The organism is Actinacidiphila acididurans (assembly GCF_016918855.1).
GTDB lineage: Bacteria > Actinomycetota > Actinomycetes > Streptomycetales > Streptomycetaceae > Actinacidiphila > Actinacidiphila acididurans.
In genome coordinates, this window is the sequence record NZ_JADKYB010000037.1 from 1 (window position 1) to 25,313 (window position 25,313).

Below are 25,313 nucleotides of genomic sequence, written 5' to 3' on the forward strand. Positions count from 1 at the left end.
CCCGGCGGCGTGGGCACTCGTTCGAGGGGCGGACGCACGGAACACACCCGTGACCGCCGATCGGCCGCTACACTCCCACCGCCCGACGTTTCCCCAGGTCAAGCCTCAAAGTCCTGCTGGAGTACTAAGTCAGTGGAGACCGTGACGGCGTGCCACTCGTCGCGTGGTTGACCTACCGGGCCGGCCGCCGCCTGGCGCCGGACGTGTCGTCGTAGTCGTCGATGACGGTGGCGGCGGCGGTGGCGGTGGCGGCGGCGGTGGTGGTCAGGCTGGCGCCGTCGAGGAAGTCAGCGCGGAAGTAACCCGGCTCCACGACGGTCACCTTGACGCCCAGCGGCTCCAGTTCCGCCGCCAGGGCCTCCGTGATGCCTTCGAGGGCGAACCTGGTGGAGGCGTAGATGCCGAACCCGGCGTTGTTGATCAGTACGTCGATCCGCCCGAACCACCTCACGGCGGCCTCGACAGCGGTACGGACCTGGTCCTCCTGCTCGACCCGGCCGCCCGGGATCTCTATGGCGACTGGGAGCAGGTCGCCTCGGAAATGGTCGCCAGCCTGCGGCTCCAGGCCGGGAAATGGCCGGACGACCCCGGAATCACCGAACTCGTCGGCGAACTCGCCATGAGGAGCCCGGAATTCCGGATCTGGTGGGCCGACCACCGGGTGATGGCCCACACCAACGGCACCAAGTATTTCCGGCACCCGCTGGCCGGCGACATGGGGCTGGGCTTCGAAGGGCTGACCGTTCCGGGCGACGAGGAACAGACGATCTACGTCTACACCGCCGAGCCGGATTCGCCCTCCGCCGAGGCGCTGGGCCTGCTGGCGAGCTGGAGCGGCGGCGGCCCGACCCGTACGGCGGCCCAGGGCCCGAACACCGCGCCGGGCGCCACGACCGCACCGGGCCCCGAGACCGCGCCCGGCCCCGAAGCCGCCCCTGCCCCGCGCACCGGCCGCACCCGTTCCTCCGGCGACGTCACCCCCTGATCACGGCGTCCGAAATCCGCCAGCACCGTCCCCCGCGAACCAGCAGAGTGGAGGGTGTACAAGGACACCGAAGCATGAAGGAGGCGGCGGCCATGACCGCTTGGACGACGATCACCAGCCCCTTGGGCGACCTGCTGCTGGTGGGCGAGCCGGGCGAGGACGGGACGTCCCTCGCGTCGCTGACCTCGCTGTCGATGCCCGGCCGGCGCGGCGCCACGGCCGTACGGGACGACTGGTCGCACGACCCGACCCTCTTCGCGGACGTCGCCGATCAGGTCCGGGCCTACTTCGCGGGCGAACGCGTCGAGTTCCGCATCCCGTTCACCCCCGGCGGCAGCGCGTTCCAGCGCCAGGTGTGGCAGGCGCTGGAGGAGATCCCGTACGGCACCTCCACCACCTACGGCGAGCTCACCGCCCGCATCGGCCTGCCCCGCGAGCGCGTCCAGGCGGTCGGCGCGGCGATCGGCGCCAACCCGCTGCTGCTGGTCCGCCCCTGCCACCGGGTGATCGGCGCGGACGGTTCCATGCGCGGGTACGCCGGAGGCGTGGAGCGGAAGGTGCAGCTCCTGACGCTGGAGGGCGTGCTTCAGCCGACGCTGATGTGAAGGCCCGGGACTCGGGCGCGGTCGGTACGGGATCAGTCCGCGGCCGGCCGCAGGCGGGTCCCGGCGCGTTCCTCCAGCAGGGCCACCGCAAGCAGTTCGCCGTCCGCCGGGCCGAAGCGTTCGAGGGCCTGCTGGTGGATGCGGCGGACCGCCTCGGCCGTCTCGTAGGGGGTGCCGTGGGCGCGGGCCATTTCCACGACGGTGGCGAGCTGGTCGTGGATGCGGTCCAGCCCGAAGGAGGCGAGGTAGTCCCCGGCGAACAGCGCGGGCAGGTCCCGGCGGATGAACTCACCGGCCGCCGGGCCCGCCGCCAGCACCTCGCGGAACAGCCCCGGGTCGACACCGGCCCGCTGCCCCAGCAGCAGCGCCTCCGCCGTGGCCACCGCCTGCCCGAACCACAGCGCGTTGACCAGGAGTTTGACCGTGTACCCGGCTCCCTCCCCGCCGACGTGCGCGATCCGCTCGGGCGGGGCCAGCACGTCCAGCACGGGCCGGTACCGGGCCAGCACGTCGGCGTCACCCCCCACGTACAGCCGCAACTGCCCCGCTTCGGCATCCGCCGGACCACCGCCCATCGGGGCCTCCAGCACCTCGATGCCTCGCGCGACGGCCCGGCGCCGTATCGGAGCCGCCGCCGCGGGCGAGTTGCTGCTCAGATCGATCCAGGCCGCGCCCTCGGGCAGCGCGTCCAGCACGGCATCACTCATCGCCGCCTCGACCTCGGCCGCCCCCGGCAGCACGGTCAGCAGCAGATCGGCCCCCGCCGCGACCCCGGCCGCGGTGCCGCTCCAGCCCGCCCCGCGTGCCCCCGCCTCCGCTGCCCGCCCGGCCAGCACGTCATGCACGGTCACCCGATGCCCGGCGGCGACCAGCCGCCCGGCGATGGGCGCACCCATGCGCCCCAGCCCGATAAGTCCGATGCTCAGCACGGGCGGAGCGTAACCGGGGGATGGCTCGGGAGCGTTGCGGGGGTGCGCGCCGCGGGCGTACGGAAGGGTAGGCGCGGGCGTACCCGCAGGTCACACGGTCAGCGGAGGGCGGGACACCGTCTCCGGGCCGGCCGGGAGCGCAACCGGGGATACGCCGGGACGTCGCACGGGTGCCGCTGCGGCCGTACGAGCAGGTGAACGCGGGTGCGCCTGCCGGTCGCGATCAGGCGGGCGGGGAACCGTCTCCGCGCCGCCGCTGCGGCAACCGAGGTACGCGTAGGAGCCGCGCCCCCTTCAACGGCCCGGTCGCCTACCGGAGACAAACGGAATGCCACGTGCGCTCAGTTGGACGGGTTCCCGGTCTCGCCGCCGGTGAAGGGGGTGATCACGAAGACGTTGTCGCACTCGGTGATCTGGCCCGGGATCACCAGCGAGGCGCGGCTGCCGGGCGGGTACATCCGCAGCGAGCTGGACGCGGGCAGGCAGGTGCCCTGCTGGTTGACGGTGTGGATGGTGTCGCTCGCCGAGGCGCCGGGGGCGAGCGGAACGGGCTGGTACGTGAGCCGCTCGCGGGTGGCGGGCTGGCCGATCTGGTTGCCGTTCGCGTCCAGCATGGACAGGCCGGGGAAGCCGGTGACATGGCAGGCGGTCCGGCTGGTGTTGGTGATCACCAGGTAGCGGTAGAGGTTGCCGGCGCCCGCGTCGCCGCCGCCGAGGCGGGCGGAGAGCTGGTCGGCCGTGCACTGCGGGGTGCCGGCCGGGGTCTGCTGCGTGGTCGTGCCGGCGGGGGTCGGCGTGGGACCGGGCCCGGGGACGGTCGCCGAGGGCGTGGGCGGACCGCTGGTGACCGGAGTGGGTACGACGCCGGCGGACGTCGACGTACGGCCGGGGGCGGGCACGAGCGTGGTGGGGGTCCCTGTCGGCCGCGGGGTCGGGGACGGTGCCGGGGCCTGGGTGACCTGGGCGCTGCTGGCCGGCGGGTCGTCCACCGCGCGGGAGGTGTCCGGGGAGAGCGCGCCGGCCAGGTAGACCGAGCCCGTGATCAGGGCGGCGACCACCAGGCCGCCGGCCCCCGCCCGGACCTGGCGCCTTCGCCGCGCCCGGCGTCTGATCCGCTCGAACGCCCCGGGCGGCGGCGGCAGGAACTCCCCCGGCGGCCGCAGCAGCCGGCCCAGCGGATCGGGCAGGTCCACGTCGAAGCCGTCGAGGTCCGCGAAGCGGTCGTCCGTGAAGCCGCCGTTCCTAAAGCTGCCGAGGTCCGTGCCGAAGCTGCCGCCGGAATCCGGCCCGCCGCCCGTACCGCCGTTTCCACCGCCAGGCCCGGAATCCCGCGCAGGGCTCCGGTCCCCGTCGGAGTCGTGCGGGGCAGGGACCGCCTGGCCGGTCGGGCCGGTGGGGCCCGTCGAGCCGTTGGCGCCGGCCGGGCTGGCCGAAGGTGCGGGATCGGCGGGGCTCCGTTCGCCCGGGCCCGTGCCGCCGGACGAACCCGTCGCACCGGTGGAGCCGTGATGATCGGGCGCACTCTCGCGGGGGTCGTCAGGAAATCCGGTCATGGTGTCCCCCGAGCTTGGCGCGGAGTAGTTCGCGGGCGGCGTGCAGATCGGCCTTGACGGTCCCCTCGTTGCGGCCCAGCAGTGCGGCGACCTCACGGACCGGCAGGTCCGCGTAATAGTGCAGAAGGGCGGGATTGCGCAGCCGTTCGGGCAGCGACTGCACGAGCATGCGCACCGACGGGTCCGCCGTCTCCTGCTGCTGCTTCACGATTTCCTCCGTGCCGACCCGGCGCAAGGCCCGCCGTTCGCGCTCCAGTTTGCGCCAGTGGTCGCGGACCAGGTTGGCCGCGGTCACGTAGAGGAAGCCGCTCGGCTCGTCCACCTTGGTCCAGCGCGCCCACAGCCGGGTGAACGCCTCCGAGGCGATCTCGTGCGCGGTGCCGTCGTCGTCCACCAGCCGGCGGCACCAGCCCGCCAGCCGTGGGTACAGCGCCGCGAACAGCTCCGAGGCCGCCGCATCGTCGGAGGACCGGATGGCCGCTCTCCTCACTCCTCGTCGGTCACGCGCCGCCGGGGCGGGCACCGCGCCGCCCGCCCCCGTGGCACGGACCGCGGCCGTACGGGCGGGCGCCGCCTCGATGGCGGTCGGCGGGCCGACCGGCGAGGTGCCTGCCGTCGGCATGCCTGCCGCGACCGTGCGCGCGGCGCCCGTCCGTGGTCCGGTCGTGGTCGTGGTCCGTGCCGTCGTCGTCGCGCCGGGCGCACCGGGGGGCGGCGGGCCCGGCGGTGGCGTCATCGGACCAGTGAGGCGTAGACGACCACGTTGTCCGCGTAGCCGCCGCCGGTCCGGGTGCCGCCGCACGTGATGAGACGCAGGGCGGGATGGTCGACGTTCCCGTACACCGAATTCGTCGGAAAATGTGCCTTGTCGACGGTCTGGACGGAGTCCACGCCGAAGACCGCGGTGACCCCGTTCTGCAGGCCCACCAGGATCCGGTCGCCGGAGCCGAGCGCGGAGAGCCTGCGGAAGACGCCGTCACCGTAGCGGCCGACGGTGACGTGACCGAGGATCACCGACGGTCCGGTGCTGCCCGGCGTGGGCGACCCGTCGTACCAGCCGGCCGGCGAGTGCGGGGCGATCGGCGGCACCTGGACGGTGCCGTCGGCGGCCAGGCCCAGCGGGATCACTTGGGTGTCCACGCCGATCGCCGGGATGCGCAGCCGTACCGGCTCGGAACGGGGCAGTGCGTGGACCGGGGCGGCGCCGTTGCCGGACGGGCTGTGCGTGCCGGGCGCGGACGACGTGGTCGTGGCTGCCGCCGGCCCTGGCGCGGCCGGACTGCCCGTGGACTGGCCGGGGCCGCATGCGGTGAGGACGGTGAGGGTGGTGAGTACGGCGAGGAGGGCGGCGGTACGGGCCCGGGATTTACGGAGCCGAGCCGTACGGAGCCGAGCCGTACCGCCCGTACCGGCCGGGTCGGCAGGGGCCGTACGCAACACCGTACGGACGCGGGAACGCGCACGGCGGCCCGCCGCCGCCGGGGAAGAGCGGCGGCGGGCGGGCGGCTCGTGCGACACGGAAGCCGGGGCCAAAGCTCAGCCCCGGGTACGCGCGGAGCGACGGCGGGCGGCCAGGCCGAGGCCGCCGAGCAGCAGCGCGCCGCCGGCCGCGGCGCCGCCGACGATCGCGGTGGTGTGCGAGTCGGAGGCGGAAGCGGTGGGCGCGAGGCCGGTGTCGGGCGCCCCGGAAGGCACCGCGGTGATCTGGCGGCCGGGCACGGGGGTCGGCGTGGCGCCGACCGACGTGGGCGAGGGAACCGGGGTGGGCTCCTGGCCGCCGGAGCGGGTGGGCACGGGCGTGGGGGCCGGGGCGGAGTTGGACGGGTTGCCCGTGGTGCCGGCGACGAACGGCGTGACGCTGAACAGGTTGTCGCAGTTGGTCACCTTGCCGGGGATCACCAGCGAGGCGCGGTTGTCGGGCGGGTAGACCCGCAGCGAGGTGGAGGTGGGCAGGCAGGTGCCCTGGTGGTTGATCGTGTGGATGGTGTCGCTCGCGGAGGCGCCGGGCCGCAGCACCACCGAGGCGTAGGAGTTGTGGTCGCGGGTCGCGGGCGCGCCTATCTGCTTGCCCTGCGCGTCCAGCATCGACAGCCCCGGGAAGCCGGTGACGTGGCAGGCCGTTCCGCTGGTGTTGGTGATCACCAGGTAGCGGTAGAGGTTGCCCGCGCCCGCGTCGCTCCCGCCGAGGTGGGCGGACAGCTGCGAGGTCTGGCACATCGGGGTGGTGCTGCGGGCCGGGGCGTCGGCCGTCGCGGGGACGGCCGCGACCGCGGCGGTGGTCAGGGCCGCGGCAAGGGCCGCGGTGCCGGCGGCGAGTGAGCGCTTGCGCATGTCGGTCTCTCTTCTCCCCCGTGGCCCCGGGCTCGGGAACGAGCCCGGCCGGGCCGTGCCGGGAATCGCGGGGAGAGACGACACAGCCCCGGGGCGGGTTGTAAAGAGATTCCAAAATGCTGCGGGGCGGCGGGACTTGCCGGCCCGTGCCCCGTCCGTCACATGCCGTACGTCACGCCACAGGTGTCACACTCCAGGCAGGCCACAGGTGTCACCGGCGGCACGCCTTACGCGGAGTGCCGCCGCCCGTAGTGCTGGTAGGCGCGGGCGGCCCGGTCGTTGAGTGCGCTCCCCACGTCGCGCAGTTTCCGTACGACCGGGTTCGGGTGCGGCGGGATCTCGGCGCCCTTGCGGAAGCCGGCGGTGCCCTCGCGGTCGGCCGAGCCGGGCGTCTCCTGGCCCTCGGGCGCGGACGGCAGGGCCCGGCCGGTGAGCGCAGTGAGCTTGGTGGTCGTCCCGGGCGCGACCCCGTGCGTGAAGCCGGCCGCCTTGGCGGCGGGGGTGAGCACGATCCGGGTCCGGCGCCGCTGCATCGCGGTGACGATTCGGTCCGCCGCCCGCCGCGCGTCCATCGACATCAGCGGAGTGCCGGCCAGTGCGGAGAACCAGGCGAACTCCTGCGCCTGCTCCCCGCCGAACTCCGCGGCCAGGTGCGAGCCGGTACGCATCAGCCCCGGCTGCACGGAGGTCACGCTCACGCCCTGCGGGCCCGCCTCCGCGTGCAGCCCCTCGGCGAGCGCGGCCACCGCCGCCTTGGCGCAGGAGTACGGCAGCAGGTGCGGTACCGGCAGCAGGCCGCCGACCGAGCCGATCAGCGCGAGCCGCCCGCCGGCCCGGCTGCGGCGCAGGTACGGCAGGGCCTCCAGGCAGGTGTGCAGGGTGCCGGTGAAGATGGTGTCCATCGCCTCGCGGAACTGCGTGGCGCCGGTGGCGTCCAGCGGCGCCACCTCGATGACCCCGGCGTTGGCGATCACCACGTCCACGCCGCCGCGTTCCTCGGCGGCCGCCCGGAACATCTCGCGTACCGCTTCCTGATCGGTCACGTCGCACACCGCGGTACGCACCCGGGCGCCGGGCCGCAGCCGCAGGAAGTCCTCGGCGGTGGCGAGTTCCTCCTGGTCGCGGGCGGCGACGGTCACCGCGCAGCCGCGCTCGGTCAACTGCTCGGCCAGCAACAGGCCGAGGCCGCGGGAGCCGCCGGTGACCACCGCGGACAGTCCGGCCAGGGATTCTGGGTGGAGCTGGATCGCTGCCATGGGTTCCTCCCGGTGGTGTCGCCGCCGGGCCCGGCCGGACCCGGCCTCCCAGGTGCTCGCCTACCCCGCCCACGGCCCTCACACCGCCCGGGACCCGCGGCGGCGGGGGTTCCGTACGGTCCGCCGCCTCACCCACAGGCATGTGCCCGTCACCGTACGCGTACGGAACCGGGCGGACGGGGTGTGCCGAGTGCGGGGCTCCCCGTAACCGAACGCCTGGTCGGGCGGCAATTCCGCCCCCTTAACTCGCCCCGTCAACACGTCCCGGCAAAAAGGCCGGTGAGGACATCGCATGCTGCCCGGTCTTGCGGGTACGCGACCGTCAAGAAAGAAGGAGGACCAAATGGCTGTCGTCGCTTTGGTGTTGCTGCTGGCGCTCGTTCTCGGGGGTCTCGGATTCGCACTGCACGTGTTGTGGTGGATAGCGCTTGCTGTCCTCGTGCTCTGGCTGCTCGGATTCGTATTCCGCAGCGCGGGTGCCGGTACCGGACGCAGAAGCCGCTGGTATCGATGGTGAGGTGATTCACCGCGATTCCGGGCGCGGGGCGGGGCGGTATTCCCCCGCCCCGCGCTGGCGTGTCCGCAGGCCCGGCGGAGGGGCGCAACGGGCCGCCGACTGCCGCACATTGGTACAGACCGCGCCAAGGTGCCAGGGCAGGGGCGGTTTCACGGCCGGCCCCGTCACCCGGGCCCCTGGAGCATCCTGGCCCCCGTCCGTCCCGCCGGCGGATTCGGGGCCGCGATTCTTTCGGCGAATGGGTACGAGCTTGAAAGGCGGCTGTGAGAGGGTATGCGCTTGACCCCCCGGACGGCTTTACGGAACGGCGGCCGGTATCGTGCCGGCCGCCAGGTGGTTTGTGCCGGTGGGGCATACCTCGGCGAGCCAGCGACACAAGGATCGTGCCCATGGATTCCACACTGCCCCAAGCGGCGTCGGCGGCGCGGAGACGGAAACGCCTGACCAATCGGATCAAGGACGGGCTGCGCGACCTGAGCGTTCAGCTCGCCTTGCTCAACCATCAGGTCGGCAGCCATCTCGATCTGCGTGACACCGATCTGGAGTGCCTGGACCTGATCAGCCGCCACGGCCCGATAGGCCCGACCGCCCTGGCCCGGCGCGGGGGCCTGCATCCGGCCACCCTCACCGGGGTGCTGGACCGGCTCGAACGCGGCGGCTGGGTGGTCCGCACCCCCAACCCCAGTGACCGCAGGGCCGTGCTGGTGCAGATCATCAGGGAGAAGGAGGCCGAGGTCGCGCTGATGTTCTCCGGCCTGAGCAGCGCCATGGAGAGTGTCTGCGCGGAGTACGACGACGCCGACCTGCTCAAGATCGCCGACTTCCTGCTGCGCACCGCACGCGCCAGCCGTATCGCCACCGACCAACTCGCCGAGTCCTGAACCCGGCCCGGAGCCCGAGCCCCGGCCTGAAGCGGAACCCGAACCCGAACGGGAACCTGAACGCTGCGGGGCACCACTGCGCCGGCCACCGAAAACTTTTCGCCGCGGACCCGGTGATCCGGTGGGACGGCCTGGCGATAGCGCTTGTGGCGGGGGGCGAAATTCGGCCGTGCGGGGGCAGCGTACGGGCCGGCGGACGTGCCCGCGCTCGGTGCTCCGAGAACGCGGGCACATTCGAGAAATGCGCCGCCGGCTTACGGCACCACTCAAGGCCAGCCGGCCGGCGACGGATGTGCGCCGGGGTGTGTCAGAAGCTCCACAGGTCCCGGCCGCGATACCGCGGCTGCCAGGACAGCCGGTAGAGCAGCCGCAGGGGCGGCGGCATCCGCTGGAGCCATTTACGGGCTTCGGCCGGCGCCATGCCGTCGGTGATCCAGGGCATCCACTCGGCGGCGCCGCTGAGCTTCTGCCGACGGGCCATGGCACCGCGGAATCCGCCCCAGTCCTTGGGTGTCATCACCGCCTCGATGAGCGGCAGGGCGTCGGCTTCCTCGTGCGCCAGGTGCACGTCCAGGGTGGCCCGCAACTCCTCGACCTTCTGCGTCAGGTGGGGTGCCCGCGCGTCCATGGCGGCGTCCACGGCGGCCAGTTGCGGGTCGAGCACCCCGTGCTCGGCCTCCATCGCGTCCAGCAGCGCCAGGGCGTCGGCCCGCCCGGCCACCCGCTCCCGCAGCCGCGGCCACAGCCAGGCGTCCTCCACCGTGTGGTGCACGTGAAGCTGCCGCTTGAACGTCTCCCACCCCTCCCGCACCCGCGGCGCGTCCGTCCGCCCGGCCGCCGCGGCGCCCGCCAGCCGCTCCAGGTCCCGGCGGAACGCGTCATGCGTGACGTACATCTCGGTGAAATTGATCCTGTCGGGGTCATTGGCAGTGACGATGCGCTCGATCTCGGTCGTCATGATTCCTTCACTCCCTTGCGGCACTGACTCGCGGCGGGGGACGCGCCGGCCGCACCGAGCGCCCGACGCCACCCGTGGCCCCCTCGCCACGTGCCCGCGGCTCCCCTCCCCGCGGTCCCACCCCCAAGAGGCCCCCACCGCGCCGGTGTGTGACATCGGGCTCCGCCCGGCCCGAACCGGCAAAGCCCGCCCCACCGACCGGCAGCCCCAATCACCGCCCACCCACCCGGAATTGCCGATTCCGCCAGCCCCGTTCCCCCGCCGTCCGCCGGAGCCGTCCCCGCAGCCCGCCCTTTGCTCATTCTTGCTCGAACGGCCATCTGTTCGCGCAGCTTCACTCACCTACACTGACGCCAGCAGCACGGCGCGGCGCCGGGGGCGCCGCGTGATCCCCCGGCCGACCGTGAGGAGCCCCGATGCCCGCGTCCCTGACCACCACCGAGATCGCGACGCAGCCCGAGTGCTGGCAGCGGGCGTCCGAACTGGCCACGACGGCCGCCGGGAAGCTGCCGCACGAGGGGGAACGGGTCGCCGTCGTCGGCTGCGGCACGTCCTGGTTCATGGCGCAGTCCTACGCCGCCCTGCGCGAACGGGCCGGCCAGGGCGAGACCGACGCCTTCGCGGCCTCCGAGTTCCCGTTCGGCCGCCGCTACGACCGGGTGCTGGCCATCACCCGCTCCGGCACCACCACCGAGGTACTACGGGCCTGCGAACGGCTGCGCGCGGCCGCCGTACCCGTCACCGCCCTCACCGCCGACCCGGCCACCCCCGTGATGGACCTCGCCGACGAGGTGGTCGTCCTCGACTTCGCCGACGAACAGTCGGTCGTCCAGACCCGGTTCGCCACCTCCGTACTGGCCCTGCTGCGCACCCACCTGGGCGAGGACCTGACCGCCGCCGTCACGGACGCCCGCAAGGCGGTCGAGGAGGACACGGACCCGGCATTGCCCGCCGCCGAGCAGTTCACCTTTCTCGGCACCGGCTGGACCCACGGGCTGGCCCAGGAGGCGGCCCTCAAGATGCGCGAGGCCGCCGGTGCCTGGACCGAGGCGTACCCGGCCATGGAGTACCGGCACGGCCCGATCAGCATCACCGGCCCCGGCCGCGTCGTGTGGGGCTTCGGCCCGCTCCCGGACGGGCTCGCCGAGAACGTCGCCACCGTCGGCGGCCACCTCCACCACCGCCCCGCCAGCGACCCCCTGGCCGACCTCGTCCGCGCCCAGCGGCTCGCCGTCGCCATCGCCGAGGACAAGGGCTACGACCCCGACCGCCCCCGCAACCTCACCCGCTCGGTCGTCCTGCCCTGACCCCCGTTCCCGTACTCGCCGCTCCCTGGCCCGCCCCTCCCCGCCCCGCCGAGGAACCACCCGTGCCTGCCGCCGCCACTTCCGCCCTCGTCACCGCCGCCCGCGCCTCGGGCCGGGGCGTCGCCGCCTTCAACGTCATCACCCTCGAACACGCCGAAGCCGTGGTGGCCGCCGCCGAGCACACCGGGCTGCCGGTCGTCCTCCAACTCAGCGAGAACGCCGCCCTCTTCCACGCCGGCCGCGTCGAACCCCTGCTGGCCGGCGCGGCCGCCCTCGCCCGCGACACCCCGGTCCCGGTCGCCCTCCACCTGGACCACGTGACCTCGGAGGACCTGCTGCGGGCCGGCGTGGCGGCCGGCGTCTCCTCGGTGATGTTCGACGCCTCGACGCTGCCCTACGAGGACAACGTCCGCGCCACCGCCCGCATCACCGCATGGGCCCACTCCAGTGGCGTCTGGGTCGAGGCCGAACTCGGCGAGGTCGGCGGCAAGGACGGCGCCCACGCGCCCGGCGTCCGCACCGACCCCGCCGAGGCCGCGGCCTTCACCGCTGCCACCGGCGTCGACTCGCTGGCCGTCGCGGTCGGCAACTCCCACGCGATGACCGAACGCACCGCTCGCATCGATCTCGACCTCATCGCCCGGCTCCGCGCGGCCCTCGACGTCCCCCTGGTCCTGCACGGCTCGTCGGGCGTCCCCGACGACGACCTGCGCCGTGCGGTCACCGCCGGCATGACCAAGATCAATATCGGCACCGCGCTGAACATCGCCTACACCGCCGCCGTCCGCGACCGTCTCATCACCGACCCCTCCGTCGTGGACCCTCGCCGCTATCTCGCCTCCGCCCGCGAGGCCATGACCACCACCGCGGCCCATCTCCTTCGGGTCGTGGCGGGCTGACACCCCCAGAACGTGCCGACTCGCACCAACCCCGGCGAATCCAGACGCACCATCCGCATGCACCGCGAACGGAGCCCCCTCCGCGTATCGAACCGTAACCTCCTCGCCACGTTTGTCACCGTTACGCGGGTTCCACGTCACAGCAGATCAACAAGCCCATGCGGTCACCGCCGGCCTGTCGTTGACCCCCCGAGGGTGCTGATCAACGGCTCCCCTGCCGTATGGAGGTGCATCTTGACCGACCGGACTCTGTGGTCGTACGCGGACATCGCCGCGCACATCCGCGTGCAGGTCGACACCGTGCGCTCGTACCGCAAGCACGGGCATCTGCCCGAGCCCGACGTCGTGGAGGGCGGCAAGCCGTTCTGGTACGCCGACACGATCCGGGCCTGGAGTGCCCGGCGGCCGGGGAACCGCGGCCGCCGGGATCCCGGCTGAGCGTCAGCTCCCGGAGACCGGCTCGGGGTCCCGCCGCTCCTCGGGGCGTGGGGCCCTCGGCGTGTCCTCGGCCTCGCCGCCCTCGGATATGCCGAACCGTTCGTGGAACCTGCGCAGCACGGGCGGTGCCCACCAGGTGGCCCGCCCGGTCAGCCGCATCACCGCCGGGACCAGCAGGGTGCGCACCACCATGGCGTCCATCAGGACGGCCAGCGCGAGCCCCAGGCCCAGCATCTTGGTGTTGGTCACCCGGGAGGTGCCGATGGCCACCATCACCACGGCGAGGATCACCGCGGCCGCCGTGATCAGCCCGCCGGTCCGTTTCAGGCCGAAGACGATCGCGGACTCGTGGTCGCCGGTGCGGTCGTACTCCTCCTTGATCCGGGAGAGCAGGAACACCCCGTAGTCCATGGACAGTCCGAAGGCCACGCAGAACATCAGCACCGGCAAGGTGGTCTCGATGCTGCCGGTCGCGATGAAGTTCAGCGGGCCGGACAGGTGGCCGTCCTGAAAGACCCAGACCACGCTGCCGAACATCGCGGTGAGGCTGAGGGCGTTGAGAAGTACGGCCTGCAGCGGTATGAGCACGCTGCCGGTCAGCAGGAAGACCAGCACCAGGGTGACCAGGGCGATGATCCCGGCCGCCCAGGGGAGTTTGGCGCCTATGGCGTCCTTGCTGTCCACCAGGACCGCCGCCTGGCCGGTCACGGAGGCGTGGAAGCCGGCCGGCAGCGCCCTGATCTGCCGCACCAGGTGCTGGGTGCCGGCGTCCACGGCCTCGCCCTTGGGCAGCACCGTCACATAGGCGGTGTCCGAACCCGCCGCGGTGTAGGGGCCGTCGACCCGCACCACGCCCGGCAGGGCGGCCAGTTTACGGTCGTAATCGGTCAGCTCGGCCCGGTCGGCGCGCTCGGCCAGCACGGTGATCGCGCCGTCCGGGCTGCCGGGAAACTCCTCCCGGATGTGCTGCTGCACCGCGTGCGCCTCGGCCGAGGCGGGCAGCTGACGGTCGTCCGCCGTGCCGAACTTCACCTGGAGGAAGGGCAGTCCGAGCACCAGCAGACCGGCCACCACGCCCACCACGAACAGCGGCGCCCGGCGCATCACCGTGCGGGCGATGCGGGCGTACCCGGCGCCCGGATCGGCGGCGCTCCTGCGGCGCAGCAACCTGCGCAGGTCCAGCGCGTTGACCCGGTCGCCCAACAGGACCAGTGCGCCGGGCAGTACGACCAGCGCGGCCGCGGCCGCCAGCAGGACGACGGCGATCCCGGAGTAGGCGAGGGAACGCAGGAAATACTGCGGGAAGACCAGCATCGCGGACAGCGACGCGGCCACCGTGAGCGCGGAGAACAGCACGGTCCGGCCCGCCGTGCGCAGGGTCGGCGCCACCGCCGCGCGCGGTGTGCGGCCGTTCGCCAGCTCCTCGCGGAACCGGCGCACGATGAACAGCGCGTAGTCGATCGCCAGGCCCAGCCCCAAGGCGGTGGTCAGGTTCTCCGCGAAGACCGAGACGTCGGTGAACTCGGTGATCGCGCGCAGGACCGCGCTCGCGCCCAGGATCGCCAGGATGCCCACGCCCAGCGGCAGCATGGCGGCCACCGCACTGCCGAAGACCATGACGAGCAGCACCAGGGTGATGGGCAGCGCAATCGCCTCGGCCCGCACCAGGTCGTCCTGGGTGGTGGTCTGCAGTTCGCGCCGCACCTCGGCGGAGCCGCCGACCGAGACCCCGACCGGGCCATGGCTGCCCTCGTAGGCGGGCGCGAGCCTCTTGACCTCCTTGGCCACGGCGTCGTCGTCGCCGCGCAGCCGGGCGGTGATCAGCGCGGAGCCGCCGTCCTTGGCCCGCAGCGCGGGCGAGTGCGTGCTCCAGTACGAGGTCACCCCGGTCACGTCCGGGTCGGTCGCAAGCTTGTGGGCCAGATCCTGGGCCCGGGCGGTCACGGCGGGGGTGTCCACGCCGGCGCCCCGGGAGTCGACCAGCAGCACCAGGTTCGGCTGCGAGGCAGGGAAGTGCCGGCCGAGCGCGTCCGTGGCGTACGAGGACTGGGACCCCGGTGCCTCCCAGCCGCCGCTGGCCAGCCGGCTCCCCACGCCGCTTCCCGCCACCAGAGCCAGCCCGGCGAACACCAGGGCGAGGAGCAGCGTCAGCCGCGGTCTGGCCGTGACGACCCGCACCCATCCCCCGATGGGGACTTCGCGGTTGACATCGGACATGTCTCAGGTGTCCTCTCCCCGTAGAACGACTACCATCGAAAACACGATTGATCGCTCGCGTTTCTCCAGAATGCGAGCGACCCCTCGTGTTTGTCAATCCTTCCTGGGAGTCAACGTGTCCGAGGCGGACGACAGGCCGCGCCGGCGGCAGGCACGCGGCGAGCGGCGCATCAACCAATTGCTGGAGGCTGCCGCCCGGGTGTTCTGCGTGCAGGGCTACACCGCGTCCAGCACGAGCGCGATCGCGCGCGAGGCGGGCGTCTCGCCGGGCACGCTCTACCAGTTCTTCCCGAACAAGGAAGCCATCGCGGTCGAGCTGAGCACGCAGCTCATCGCGGAGATGGAGTCGACCCACGGCCGGATCTTCACCGCGGAGAACGCCCGGCTGCCGCTGGACCGCCTGATCGACGCGGTGACCGACCCGTTCATCGAGTTCTGCGACGACAACCTGGCGCTGCTCGCGCTGCTCAAGAGCCCGGACGCCCCTGGCAGAGTCGCCGAGGACCACGACGTGCTGCACGTGGCACTTCTGCAGAGCGTGACCGACATGATCGGCGTGCGCACGCCCGACCTGTCCACGGCGGAGCGCGCCCTCATCGCCCAGATGTCGTTCGCCATGTTCAAGACGGGGCTGGACCTGATCGCCCAGCACGAAGGTCCCGAGCGCGCCGCCTACGAACGGGAGATGAAGGGCATGCTCTTCCGCTACCTGGCGCCGTACGTCGGCACGGAGGCCATGCCGGACGCGCCGGACATCACCGGGGCCCGGGACGTACCCGCCGGGACAGCAACCCACTGAACACGCGGCAGCGGGTCGTCCGGCGAGTCGTTGTCGTACGACCCGCCGGACCACCCGCCGCGGAATGAATCACCCGTCCGGGCTACTCGCATTGCCGATCAGCGGACACGGCTCGTCCTTGTCCGCATCGTCGGACGAAGCGGCGGGAGCCGGTACGGTGCCCGGCCCGCCGTCGGCCGTCGGTGGCGCCGTGCCGGAGGCGTCCGGCGGCGCGATGGACGCGGCAACCACCGCCGAGGGCCGTACGGCCGCGCCCGGCAGCCCCGCGGCGCTCGGCAGCCGCCGCTCACGGGAGTGGGAGACCCACTGCGCCACAGTGCCGACCCCGGCCACGCCCAGCGATATGCCCAGGCCCAGGCTCAGCGCGTAGAAGGAGTTGGAGGCGGCCTCTCCGGTGAGGTACCCGGCGCCCACCGAGTAGGAGGCCCAGACGGTCTCCGCCACTCCGGCGCCGATCACGTACTTGCGGGCCGGGTAGCGCATCACGCCCGCCGCCAGGCCACCGACCACCCGGCCGCTGGGCAGGAACCGCACGCCGATCACGAAGGGCACGCCGTGGCGCTGTATACGCAGCGCGGCCCACCGGAGCAGGGCGGCGCGGCGGGGTCTGCGGCGCATCCGGCTGACGACGCGGCCGCTCATGGCCCGCCCGGACCGATGGATCACCATGTCGCCCATGACGGCGCTGCCCGCGACCACCAGCAGCACCAGCGCGATGTTCAGGTGGCCCTCGGCGGCCATCACACCGCCGGTGACCAGCAGCACCGCGTTGGGGACGAGCGGCGGCGCCGTGGTGAGCGCCAGCAGGGCGTACGCCCATACGACATGCCCACCCCGGAGGTGGTCAGCAAGTCCTGAGGTGAAGTCCAGTGACGACACGCTCAGTGCAACGTCCATACCTCCGCCCCTCTTCCCGCCCCTCGGGTAACACGCTCGCAGCGATCACACGGATCGGGCAAGCCGCTTTCGGGCGGATCCGGGAACTCCCCGGGGATTCCCAGCACGATTCATTCTCCGGTCGCAGTCCGCGTCCTCCCCCGGGCGTAGCGCCGGCCGAACTGCCGTACACCGCGCCCGCCGTGCCACCGCCGTGCCACCCGGGGAGAAGTCAGCGGCCGAGCAGCTCGCCGCCGTTGCACTGCAGGATCTCGCCGGTGATGAAACCGGCTTCCGGCGAGGCGAGGAAGAGTACCGCCGCCGCCACGTCGTCCGGGCGGCCGACCCGGCCCACCAGGGTGCGCCCGGCCCGTCTGGTCAGCTCCGCCTGGTTCAGCCGCGACCCGAAGAACTCGGTGCCGGCCACCGTGCCCGGAGCGACGATGTTGCAGGTCACGCCCTGCGGGCCGAGCTGGGCGGCGAGCGAGTGGTTCCAGGCGTGCAGAGCGGCCTTGGAGGCGCCGTACGAGCCGCCGCCGCGCAGCGCCGCCACGGACGTCACAGTGACCACCCGGCCCGAGTCGCTGCTGAAACGGTCCCGCAGCGACTCGGTGACCAGGACCGCGGTCAGCACATTGCGCTCGAAGTCGCCGCGCCAGCGGGCCAGCAGGCCGTGCGGTCCCGCGCCGACCGCCAGCTCGCGGCTGCCCGCGCTGTTGACCAGGACGTCCACCCGGTCCGGGAGCTGCGGCAGCGCGCCCTCCACCGCGTCGGGGTCCGCCAGATCACACACCACAGGGGTGACGTCCAGGCCGCGCTCGCCGTGCAGCTCGTCCGCGGTCGTGCGCAGGACCTCCCGGCGCCGTCCGACGATGGTGACGCTGTGCCCGTCCTCCGCGAACCGCGTCGCGATCGCCCGCCCGATGCCCGTGCCCCCACCGGTCACCACGATGTTGCGGACCGCTTTCCCGTTCTCTGACATGTGCTCCGCCCCTGTAGAGGAGACAGCACGCTACGGGATCGGTCTCGATCGGCCGCGCGCGGGGTAGCCTGCGAAAACACGGTTCCACCGAGAGACGTAGATCACACAGCGGACCGGGTAACCATTAAGGTGGTTCGCGGGTCTTATGTCGTGAACACCGTGCTTCCGGCGGAGCCGGTGAGGGGGTTGCGAAAAGGGCTGTCGTGGGGGACGGCCCGATGCGTCGCCGGGGCGACGTCCGGGGAGCTTGAGCGGCCATCCCGGGCAGTCCGCCCCGGCCGGCGGCGCAACCGCCGACAAAAACGCCCGGTTCGGACCCGTGGGGGGATCCGCGCCGGGAGACGGGAGCGCCCCGTGCCGGACCCGTGGGGGGATCCTGCGCGGGGCGCTTCTTCTGCCGGGTGGCCGGCCGGGCGGGCCCGGCCGGCCTACTACGGGGCTCGCCTCAGCGGGCCTCGACCGGTACGTAGTCGCGGGTGACGATGCCGGTGTAGATCTGCCGCGGACGGCCGATCCGGGAACCCGGCTCCTTGATCATCTCGTGCCACTGGGCGATCCAGCCGGGCAGCCGGCCGATGGCGAACAGCACGGTGAACATGCTGGTCGGGAAGCCCATCGCCCGGTAGATCAGGCCGGTGTAGAAGTCCACGTTCGGGTAGAGCTTGCGGGAGACGAAGTAGTCGTCGCTCAGGGCGTGCTCCTCGAGCCGCAGCGCGATGTCGAGCAGCTCGTCGGACTTGCCCAGGGCGGAGAGGACGTCGTGCGCCGCGGACTTGATGATCTTCGCCCGGGGGTCGAAGTTCTTGTAGACGCGGTGCCCGAAGCCCATGAGCTTCACGCCGTCTTCCTTGTTCTTCACCTTGCGGATGAAGGTGTCCACGTCGCCGCCGTCGGCCTGGATGCGCTCCAGCATCTCCAGCACCGACTGGTTGGCGCCGCCGTGCAGCGGGCCCCACAGGGCGTTGATGCCCGCCGAGATCGAGGCGAACTGGTTGGCCTGCGACGATCCGACCAGGCGGACGGTCGAGGTGGAGCAGTTCTGCTCGTGGTCGGCGTGCAGGATGAACAGCTTGTCCAAGGCGCTGACCACGATCGGGTCGAGTTCGTACTCCTCGGCCGGCACCGCGAAGGTCATCCGCAGGAAGTTCTCGACGTAGCCCAGGTCGTTGCGCGGGTAGACCACGGGCTGGCCGACGGACTTCTTGTACGCGTACGCCGCGATGGTCGGCAGCTTGGCGAGCAGCCGGATCGTGGACAGGTGGCGCTGCTCGGGGTCGAACGGGTTGTGGCTGTCCTGGTAGAAGGTCGACAGAGCGCTGACCACGGACGAGAGCATCGCCATGGGGTGGGCGTCACGCGGGAAACCGTCGTAGAACCGCTTGACGTCCTCGTGCAGGAGGGTGTGCTTGGTGATCTCGCGTTTGAAGTCCGCGAGCTGGTCGACGGTCGGGAGCTCCCCGTTGATCAGCAGGTAAGCGGTCTCCAGGAACGTGCCGCGCTCGGCGAGCTGCTCGATCGGGTACCCGCGGTAGCGCAGGATGCCCTGCTCGCCGTCGAGGAACGTGATCGCGGACTTGTAGGCCGCGGTGTTGCCGTAGCCGCTGTCCAGGGTGACCAGACCGGTGTCGGCACGCAGCTTGCCGATGTCGAAGCCCTTGTCGCCGACGGTGCTGTCCGCAACGGGGTAGCTGTACTCGTTGTCCCCGTACCGCAGTACTACAGAGTTGTCGCTCACGTCATTCCCTCACCGACGGTGTTGCCTCTTCTTCGAGGTGCCCTGACTACGTCCACTGTCCCCCATTTGCCACGGTGGTGTGCACTCGGGGTCGGCCATCGGGCCGAAAGGTGGCACTGAGTGCCTATTTTGCGCCCAGGGACAGCCGGTGGTCGAGAGCCGTGTAGCGCTTACCCGCGGAGAGCGTGCGTACCGCCTGACCGATCGCGCGGCGCGAGCCGACCAGGACGACCAGCCGTTTCGCCCGTGTAACGGCGGTGTAGAGCAGATTCCGCTGAAGCATCATCCATGCCCCCGTGGTGACAGGGATCACTACCGCCGGATACTCGCTGCCCTGGGAACGGTGGATGGTCACCGCGTACGCGTGGGCCAACTCGTCGAGCTCGTCGAAGTCGTAATCGATTTCCTCGTCCTCGTCGGTACGGACGGTCAGCCGCTGCTCGACTGTGTCAAGACCGGTGACCACACCGACCGTGCCGTTGAACACTCCATTGGCGCCTTTTTCATAATTATTTCTGATCTGAGTGACTTTGTCTCCCACGCGGAATGTACGACCACCGAACCGTCGCTCGGGCAGGTCCGGGCGGGCGGGCGTCACGGCCTGCTGAAGGAGTCCGTTCAGCACGCCCGCGCCCGCCGGGCCGCGGTGCATCGGGGTAAGCACCTGTACGTCCCGCCGCGGGTCCAGGCCGAACCGGGCCGGGATCCGCCGCGCCACCACGTCCACCGTGAGCCGGCCGGCCTCCTCCGAGTCCTCCTCCGCGAAGAGGAAGAAGTCCGGCAGTCCCTGGGTGACCGGTGGCAGGCCGGAATTGATCCGGTGCGCGTTGGTCACCACCCCGGACTGCTGGGCCTGCCGGAAGATCCGGGTCAGCCGTACCGCTGGAACCGGGCCGGACGGCGCCAGCAGATCCCGCAGCACCTCCCCCGCGCCGACGCTGGGCAACTGGTCCACGTCCCCGACGAACAGCAGGTGCGCGCCCGGCGGCACCGCCTTGACCAGCTTGTTCGCCAGCAGCAGGTCCAGCATCGACGCCTCGTCGACCACCACCAGGTCCGCGTCCAGCGGCCGGTCCTTGTCGTACGCGGCGTCGCCGCCGGGCTTGAGCTCCAGCAGCCGGTGCACGGTGGACGCCTCGGCGCCGGTCAGCTCGGCCAGCCGCTTGGCCGCCCGCCCGGTCGGGGCGGCCAGCACCACCTTGGCCTTCTTGGCCAGGGCGAGCGTCACGATCGAGCGGACGGTGAAGGACTTGCCGCAGCCGGGACCGCCGGTGAGCACCGCGACCTTCTCGGTGAGCGCCAGCCGCACCGCCTGCTCCTGCTCCGGGGCGAGGTCGGCCCCGGTGGTGCGGCCGAGCCAGGACAGCGCCTTGTCCCACTCCACGTTCCGGAAGGCCGGCAGCCGGTCCTCCGGGCCGCGCAGCAGCCGCAGCACCTGTGCGGCCAGCGATATCTCGGCGCGGTGGAAGGGCACCAGGTACACGGCCCTGACCGGCTCGCCGTCGCCGTCCGGGGCGGGCACCTGCTCGCGGACCACTCCCTCCTCGTCGGCGAGCTCGCCCAGGCAGTCGATCACCAAGCCGGTGTCGACCTGGAGGAGCTTGACCGAGTCGGCGATCAGCCGCTCCTGCGGCAGGTAGCAGTTGCCGTTGTCGGTGGCCTGCGACAGGGCGTACTGCAGACCGGCCTTGACCCGCTCCGGGCTGTCGTGGGGTATGCCGACGGCCTGGGCGAGCCGGTCGGCGGTCAGGAAGCCGATGCCCCAGACCTCGGCGGCCAGCCGGTAGGGCTGGTTCTTCACCACGGAGATCGACGCGTCACCGTAGGTCTTGTAGATCCGGACCGCGATGGACGTGGACACGCCCACGCCCTGCAGGAACAGCATCACCTCCTTGATCGCCTTCTGCTCCTCCCAGGCGGCGGCGATCAGCTTCGTGCGTTTGGGACCGAGACCGGGCACCTCGATCAGGCGGGTCGGCTCGCTCTCGATGATCTCCAGCGTGCCGGTGCCGAAATGGTCGACGATGCGCTCGGCGATCCGCGGCCCGATGCCCTTGATCAGCCCCGACCCCAGATAGCGGCGGATGCCCTGGATCGTGGCCGGCAGGACCGTCGTGTAGTTCTCGACCATGAACTGCTTGCCGTACTGCGGGTGCGAGCCCCAGCGGCCGTGCATCCGCAGGGATTCGCCCGGCTGCGCGCCGAGCAGCGCGCCGACCACCGTCAGCAGGTCCCCGGAGCCGCGGCCGGTGTCCACCCGCGCGACCGTGTAGCCGTTGTCCTCGTTGGCGTACGTGATCCGTTCCAGGACGCCTTCCAGCACGGAAAGGTGCGGTGTCTCCCCCATGCCCCGGCCTCCCTCCGGCTCCGGCAGTGATCCGTTCCGAAGGTACCGTCAGACACGGACAGCCCGTGGGGACGCCGGGCACGGCCTGTGGAAAACTCGGCCGCTCCGCCGGCCCGGCCGGAAAGACGAAGGGGGCCCGGCGACCGCCGGACCCCTCTCGTACTCCCCCTCCAACCCCCGAAGCCCCCCTCGGGCGTTTTTCCTGCCCGGCTCCCTGAACCCCTCCTGGGAGCCGTGATGCCATGTACGACCGGCCACGCAGAGGAAGGGTTGTACTACGGACGCCAAATCTCCCAAGATTTTTTCAGGCCACGTGGCGCGCGTAGCGGTCGGAGGTTTCCGCGAGCACTTCGGCGCCGTCCCGGGCCCACAACGCCGGGTTGAAGATCTCCACTTCGACGGCTCCCCGGTAGCCCGCGGCGTCGACGAGCTCCCGCAGCCCGCGCAAGTCGACGCATCCATCGCCGAGTTGGCCGCGCCCGAGCAGCACTCCTGCGGGCAGCGGCGTCACCCAGTCGGCCACCTGGAAGCAGGCGATCCGGCCGCCGGCGCCGGCCCGTGCGATCCCCTCCGGCGTCCGGTCGTCCCACCACAGGTGGTACGTGTCCACCACGACGCCGACCTGCGCCGCGGGGAAGCGCTCGGCGATGTCGAGGGCCTGGCCGAGGGTGGAGATCACGCAGCGGTCGGCCGCGTACATCGGGTGCAGCGGCTCGACTGCCAGCCGCACCCCGCGCTCCGCGGCGTAGGGGGCGAGGTCGGCGATGGCCTCCGCCACCCGCTCGCGGGCGGCGGCGATGTCCCGGTCGCCGTCCGGCAGGCCGCCGCTGACCAGCACCAGGGTGTCGGTGCCCAGTGCCGCGGCCTCGTCGATCGCCGCCCGGTTGTCGTCCAGGGCGGCGGCGCGCGAGCCGGTGTCGGCCGCGGTGAAGAAGCCGCCGCGGCACAGGGAGGTGACGCTCAGCCCGTAAGCGCGCATCAGAGCCGCGGTGCGCTCGACGCCGTACTCCTGCACGGGGGCGCGCCACAGGCCGACCGATCCGATACCGGCAGCCACGCAGCCCGCGGCCAGTTCCGGCAGCGACCACTGCTTCAGCGTCTCCTGATTGATGCTCAGGCGGGCCAGGTCCGGTGTCATGCGTCCACCCCGTGCAGGTTCAGCAGAGCGCGCATCCGGTGCTCCGCCAGGTGCGGGTCGGGGAACAGGCCGGCGCGGTCGGCAAGTTCGTACGCCCGCGCCAGATGCGGCAGGGAGCGCGCGGACTGCAGACCGCCCACCATGGTGAAGTGCGACTGGTGCCCGGCCAGCCAGGCGAGCAGGACGACACCGGTCTTGTAGAAGCGGGTCGGTGCGCCGAACAGGTGGCGGGAGAGTTCCACGGTGGGATCGAGCAGCCCGCGGAATCCGGCCGCGTCCCCGGTGTCGAGTCTGCTGACGGCCGCGCCGGCCACGGGGGCCAGCGGGTCGAAGATGCCGAGCAGGGCGTGGCTGAAACCGTGCCGGTCGCCCTCGATGAGCTGCGGGTAGTGGAAGTCGTCGCCGGTGTAGCAGCGGACGCCGGCCGGCAGGCGGCGGCGCAGCGCCACCTCGCGGTCCGCGTCGAGCAGGGAGATCTTGACCCCGTCGACCTTGTCCGGGTGCGCGGCGATCACGTCGAGGAAGGTCTCGGTGGCGGCGTCGAGGTCGGCACTGCCCCAGTAGCCCTCCAGCGCCGGGTCGAACATCGGGCCGAGCCAGTGCAGGATCACCGGATCGGACGACTGGCGCAGCAGCCGCCCGTACACCTCCAGGTAGTCGTCCGGCCCTTTGGCGACGGCGGCCAGGGCGCGCGACGCCATCAGGATCACCTGGGACCCGGCCGCCTCGACCACCGCCAACTGCTCCTCGTAGGCGGCCGTGACCTCGGCCATGGTGCTCGCCGGGGCGAGCTGGTCGGTGCCCACCCCGGAGGCGATACGCCCGCCCACCGCGGCCGCCTCGGCCGACGACCTGCGGATCAGTTCGGCGGCGGCGGGCCAGTCCAGCCCCATGCCGCGCTGCGCCGTGTCCATGGCCTCGGCCACCGCGAGTCCGTGCGCCCACAGGTGGCGGCGGAAGGCGAGGGTGGCGTCCCAGTCGACGGCCGCCGGCGCGTCCGCGGCGGCGGCGAGCGGATCGGCGACGACGTGCGCGGCGGAGTACACGACGCGACTGCGCAACGGCAATTGCGTCGCATGGGTGACGGGTTCCGAACGCGGCACATAGGTGACCGACCGGCCGGTCCCGGTGGGCAGCACGATGGTCACAGCGACAGCTCCGGCACGTCGAAGCGGCGGCCCTCGGCCGCGGACCTCAGGCCGAGTTCGGCCAGTTGCAACCCGCGCGCGCCGGCCAGCAGGTCCCACTGCCAGGGTTCGTCCAGCACCACATGACGCAGGAACAGCTCCCACTGCGCCTTGAAGCCGTTGTCGAACTCGGTGTTGTCCGGCACCTCCTGCCACTGGGCACGGAAGGTCTCCGTAGCGGGCAGGTCGGGATTCCACACCGGCCGCGGGGTGGCCGAGCGGTGCTGCGCGCGGCAGTTGCGCAGGCCGGCGACTGCCGAGCCGTGGGTGCCGTCCACCTGGAACTCCACCAGTTCGTCGCGGTGGACGCGCACCGCCCACGAGGAGTTGATCTGGGCCACCGCCCCGCCCTCCAACTGGAAGATGCCGTACGCGGCGTCGTCGGCGGTGGCGTCGTACGGCTTGCTCTGCTCGTCCCAGCGCTGCGGGACATGGGTGGCTGTGACCGCCTGGACGGTACGGATCGGCCCGAAGAGCTCGTGCAGCACGTACTCCCAGTGCGGGAACATGTCGAGCACGATGCCGCCGCCGTCCTCGGCGCGGTAGTTCCACGACGGACGCTGGGCGGGCTGCCAGTCGCCCTCGAAGACCCAGTAGCCGAACTCGCCGCGGATGGAGAGGATCCGGCCGAAGAATCCGCCGTCGACCAGGCGCCTGAGCTTGCGCAGACCCGGCAGGAAGAGCTTGTCCTGCACCACCCCGTGCTTCACGCCGGCCGCGGTGGCCAGCCGGGCCAGTTCCAGGGCGCCGGACAGGGTCGTGGCGGTGGGCTTCTCGCAGTAGATGTGCTTGCCCGCCGCGATCGCCTTCGCCACCGCTTCCTCGCGGGCAGCCGTCACCTGGGCGTCGAAATAGATCTCCACTGACGGGTCTTCCAGTACCGAGTCCAGGTCGGTGGTCCAGTGCTCGATCCCGTGCCGCTCGGCGATGTCCCGCAGCGCGGCCTCCCGCCTGCCCACCAGCACCGGCTCGGGCCACAGCCGGGTGCCGTCGCCGAGATCGAGTCCGCCCTGCTCGCGCAGGCTGAGCACGGACCGGACCAGGTGCTGCCGGTAACCCATGCGTCCGGTGACGCCGTTCATGGCGATCCGCACGGCCTTGCGGGTCATGTCCCCTCCTCGGCTATGCCACGACGACCGCGGCCGCCGATGGGCGGACTGCGGTGACGTGCTCGTACGCTGATAGCAAGCGCTTTCTCCCACCTCACGCTAGCCGGGCGGGAGCAGGTTGAGCAAGGGGGCCAATGATCGTGGGAGTAAGCGCTTACTGCGCTGTGCCGCAAGCAGCCGACAGAGCGGACGAGCCGGGCCCGCTCCCGCCGGGCGCCGCGAAATGAGAGCATGAGCCGCGGCCGGCGCAGATCGCACGGGTGC

24 protein-coding genes are annotated in these 25,313 nt (G+C 72.2%); 8 read left to right on the forward strand and 16 right to left on the reverse strand.

What is annotated here, in order from left to right; translation table 11 throughout:
• Window positions 1-172 precede the first annotated feature (172 nt).
• On the reverse strand, window positions 173-451 hold the full coding sequence (locus ITX44_RS41955; protein ID WP_307795692.1) for an SDR family NAD(P)-dependent oxidoreductase: 279 nt from the start codon (window positions 449-451) through the stop codon (window positions 173-175).
• 90 nt (window positions 452-541) lie between these two features.
• Between ITX44_RS41955 and ITX44_RS38790 the strand changes: the two genes are divergently transcribed.
• Window positions 542-985: an MmyB family transcriptional regulator gene (locus ITX44_RS38790; RefSeq protein ID WP_205364379.1), complete on the forward strand. Its 444-nt coding sequence runs from the start codon at window positions 542-544 to the stop codon at window positions 983-985.
• Window positions 986-1,077: 92 nt separating this feature from the next.
• Window positions 1,078-1,590: a methylated-DNA--[protein]-cysteine S-methyltransferase gene (locus ITX44_RS38795; protein ID WP_205364381.1), complete on the forward strand. Its 513-nt coding sequence runs from the start codon at window positions 1,078-1,080 to the stop codon at window positions 1,588-1,590.
• Between the two features lie 32 nt (window positions 1,591-1,622).
• On the opposite strand, the gene ITX44_RS38800 is transcribed toward ITX44_RS38795, so the two are convergent.
• The 6 genes from ITX44_RS38800 to ITX44_RS38825 form a co-directional block, all read right to left on the reverse strand.
• Window positions 1,623-2,519, reverse strand: a complete 897-nt coding sequence (locus ITX44_RS38800) for an NAD(P)-dependent oxidoreductase (protein WP_205364383.1) — start codon at window positions 2,517-2,519, stop codon at window positions 1,623-1,625.
• A gap of 341 nt (window positions 2,520-2,860) precedes the next feature.
• Window positions 2,861-4,072: a DUF4232 domain-containing protein gene (locus ITX44_RS38805; RefSeq protein WP_205364385.1), complete on the reverse strand. Its 1,212-nt coding sequence runs from the start codon at window positions 4,070-4,072 to the stop codon at window positions 2,861-2,863.
• Window positions 4,056-4,547: an RNA polymerase sigma factor gene (locus ITX44_RS38810; protein ID WP_205364473.1), complete on the reverse strand. Its 492-nt coding sequence runs from the start codon at window positions 4,545-4,547 to the stop codon at window positions 4,056-4,058. The genes ITX44_RS38805 and ITX44_RS38810 overlap by 17 nt, the downstream gene beginning before the upstream one ends.
• A gap of 257 nt (window positions 4,548-4,804) precedes the next feature.
• Complete coding sequence (locus ITX44_RS38815; RefSeq protein WP_205364387.1) at window positions 4,805-5,509, reverse strand: class F sortase; 705 nt, start codon at window positions 5,507-5,509, stop codon at window positions 4,805-4,807.
• A gap of 99 nt (window positions 5,510-5,608) precedes the next feature.
• Window positions 5,609-6,403 (reverse strand): DUF4232 domain-containing protein, encoded by a 795-nt coding sequence (locus ITX44_RS38820; protein WP_205364389.1) that lies wholly within the window; start codon window positions 6,401-6,403, stop codon window positions 5,609-5,611.
• 227 nt (window positions 6,404-6,630) lie between these two features.
• A complete protein-coding gene (locus ITX44_RS38825; RefSeq protein WP_205364398.1) occupies window positions 6,631-7,659 on the reverse strand; it encodes an SDR family NAD(P)-dependent oxidoreductase in 1,029 nt (342 codons plus the stop codon).
• Between the two features lie 343 nt (window positions 7,660-8,002).
• On the opposite strand from ITX44_RS38825, the gene ITX44_RS38830 reads away from it, so the two are divergent.
• Together ITX44_RS38830 and ITX44_RS38835 are read left to right on the forward strand one after the other, a co-directional pair.
• The gene (locus tag ITX44_RS38830; protein WP_205364400.1) at window positions 8,003-8,176 is read left to right on the forward strand and encodes a hydrophobic protein; all 174 of its coding nucleotides are present in this window, start codon (window positions 8,003-8,005) and stop codon (window positions 8,174-8,176) included.
• Between the two features lie 389 nt (window positions 8,177-8,565).
• Window positions 8,566-9,057, forward strand: a complete 492-nt coding sequence (locus tag ITX44_RS38835) for a MarR family transcriptional regulator (protein ID WP_205364402.1) — start codon at window positions 8,566-8,568, stop codon at window positions 9,055-9,057.
• A gap of 307 nt (window positions 9,058-9,364) precedes the next feature.
• Here the strand turns inward: ITX44_RS38835 and ITX44_RS38840 are convergent, their stop codons facing one another.
• Window positions 9,365-10,015, reverse strand: coding sequence for a hemerythrin domain-containing protein (locus ITX44_RS38840; RefSeq protein ID WP_205364403.1), 651 nt, complete (start codon window positions 10,013-10,015; stop codon window positions 9,365-9,367).
• 416 nt (window positions 10,016-10,431) lie between these two features.
• Here ITX44_RS38840 and ITX44_RS38845 point away from each other — a divergent pair, with 416 nt between their 5' ends.
• The 3 genes from ITX44_RS38845 (at window position 10,432) to ITX44_RS38855 (ending at window position 12,659) form a co-directional block, all read left to right on the forward strand.
• Window positions 10,432-11,322 (forward strand): SIS domain-containing protein, encoded by an 891-nt coding sequence (locus ITX44_RS38845; RefSeq protein ID WP_205364408.1) that lies wholly within the window; start codon window positions 10,432-10,434, stop codon window positions 11,320-11,322.
• A 62-nt stretch (window positions 11,323-11,384) separates the two neighbouring features.
• Window positions 11,385-12,221: a class II fructose-bisphosphate aldolase gene (locus tag ITX44_RS38850; protein WP_205364409.1), complete on the forward strand. Its 837-nt coding sequence runs from the start codon at window positions 11,385-11,387 to the stop codon at window positions 12,219-12,221.
• Between the two features lie 234 nt (window positions 12,222-12,455).
• A complete protein-coding gene (locus ITX44_RS38855) occupies window positions 12,456-12,659 on the forward strand; it encodes a MarR family transcriptional regulator (protein WP_205364410.1) in 204 nt (67 codons plus the stop codon).
• A 3-nt stretch (window positions 12,660-12,662) separates the two neighbouring features.
• On the opposite strand, the gene ITX44_RS38860 is transcribed toward ITX44_RS38855, so the two are convergent.
• The gene (locus ITX44_RS38860; protein WP_205364412.1) at window positions 12,663-14,876 is read right to left on the reverse strand and encodes an MMPL family transporter; all 2,214 of its coding nucleotides are present in this window, start codon (window positions 14,874-14,876) and stop codon (window positions 12,663-12,665) included.
• A 115-nt stretch (window positions 14,877-14,991) separates the two neighbouring features.
• Here ITX44_RS38860 and ITX44_RS38865 point away from each other — a divergent pair, with 115 nt between their 5' ends.
• Entirely contained in the window at window positions 14,992-15,675 is a 684-nt protein-coding gene (locus tag ITX44_RS38865) for a TetR/AcrR family transcriptional regulator (protein WP_307795693.1), read from the forward strand.
• A 69-nt stretch (window positions 15,676-15,744) separates the two neighbouring features.
• Here the strand turns inward: ITX44_RS38865 and ITX44_RS38870 are convergent, their stop codons facing one another.
• From ITX44_RS38870 to ITX44_RS38900, 7 genes are all read right to left on the reverse strand, one after another.
• Window positions 15,745-16,572: a DedA family protein gene (locus ITX44_RS38870; protein WP_205364416.1), complete on the reverse strand. Its 828-nt coding sequence runs from the start codon at window positions 16,570-16,572 to the stop codon at window positions 15,745-15,747.
• Between the two features lie 211 nt (window positions 16,573-16,783).
• On the reverse strand, window positions 16,784-17,533 hold the full coding sequence (locus ITX44_RS38875) for an SDR family NAD(P)-dependent oxidoreductase (protein ID WP_205364418.1): 750 nt from the start codon (window positions 17,531-17,533) through the stop codon (window positions 16,784-16,786).
• A gap of 445 nt (window positions 17,534-17,978) precedes the next feature.
• Entirely contained in the window at window positions 17,979-19,268 is a 1,290-nt protein-coding gene (locus tag ITX44_RS38880) for a citrate synthase (protein WP_205364426.1), read from the reverse strand.
• A 124-nt stretch (window positions 19,269-19,392) separates the two neighbouring features.
• Window positions 19,393-21,615 (reverse strand): SF1B family DNA helicase RecD2, encoded by a 2,223-nt coding sequence (gene recD2, locus ITX44_RS38885; protein ID WP_205364428.1) that lies wholly within the window; start codon window positions 21,613-21,615, stop codon window positions 19,393-19,395.
• A 304-nt stretch (window positions 21,616-21,919) separates the two neighbouring features.
• Complete coding sequence (locus ITX44_RS38890) at window positions 21,920-22,753, reverse strand: sugar phosphate isomerase/epimerase family protein (protein ID WP_205364430.1); 834 nt, start codon at window positions 22,751-22,753, stop codon at window positions 21,920-21,922.
• On the reverse strand, window positions 22,750-23,901 hold the full coding sequence (locus tag ITX44_RS38895) for a dihydrodipicolinate synthase family protein (RefSeq protein WP_205364432.1): 1,152 nt from the start codon (window positions 23,899-23,901) through the stop codon (window positions 22,750-22,752). The genes ITX44_RS38890 and ITX44_RS38895 overlap by 4 nt, the downstream gene beginning before the upstream one ends.
• Window positions 23,898-25,049 carry a Gfo/Idh/MocA family protein gene (locus tag ITX44_RS38900; protein ID WP_205364434.1) on the reverse strand — a complete coding sequence of 384 codons (1,152 nt, stop codon included), beginning with the start codon at window positions 25,047-25,049 and terminating at the stop codon, window positions 23,898-23,900. Before ITX44_RS38900 ends, ITX44_RS38895 begins: the two co-directional genes overlap by 4 nt.
• Window positions 25,050-25,313 lie beyond the last annotated feature (264 nt).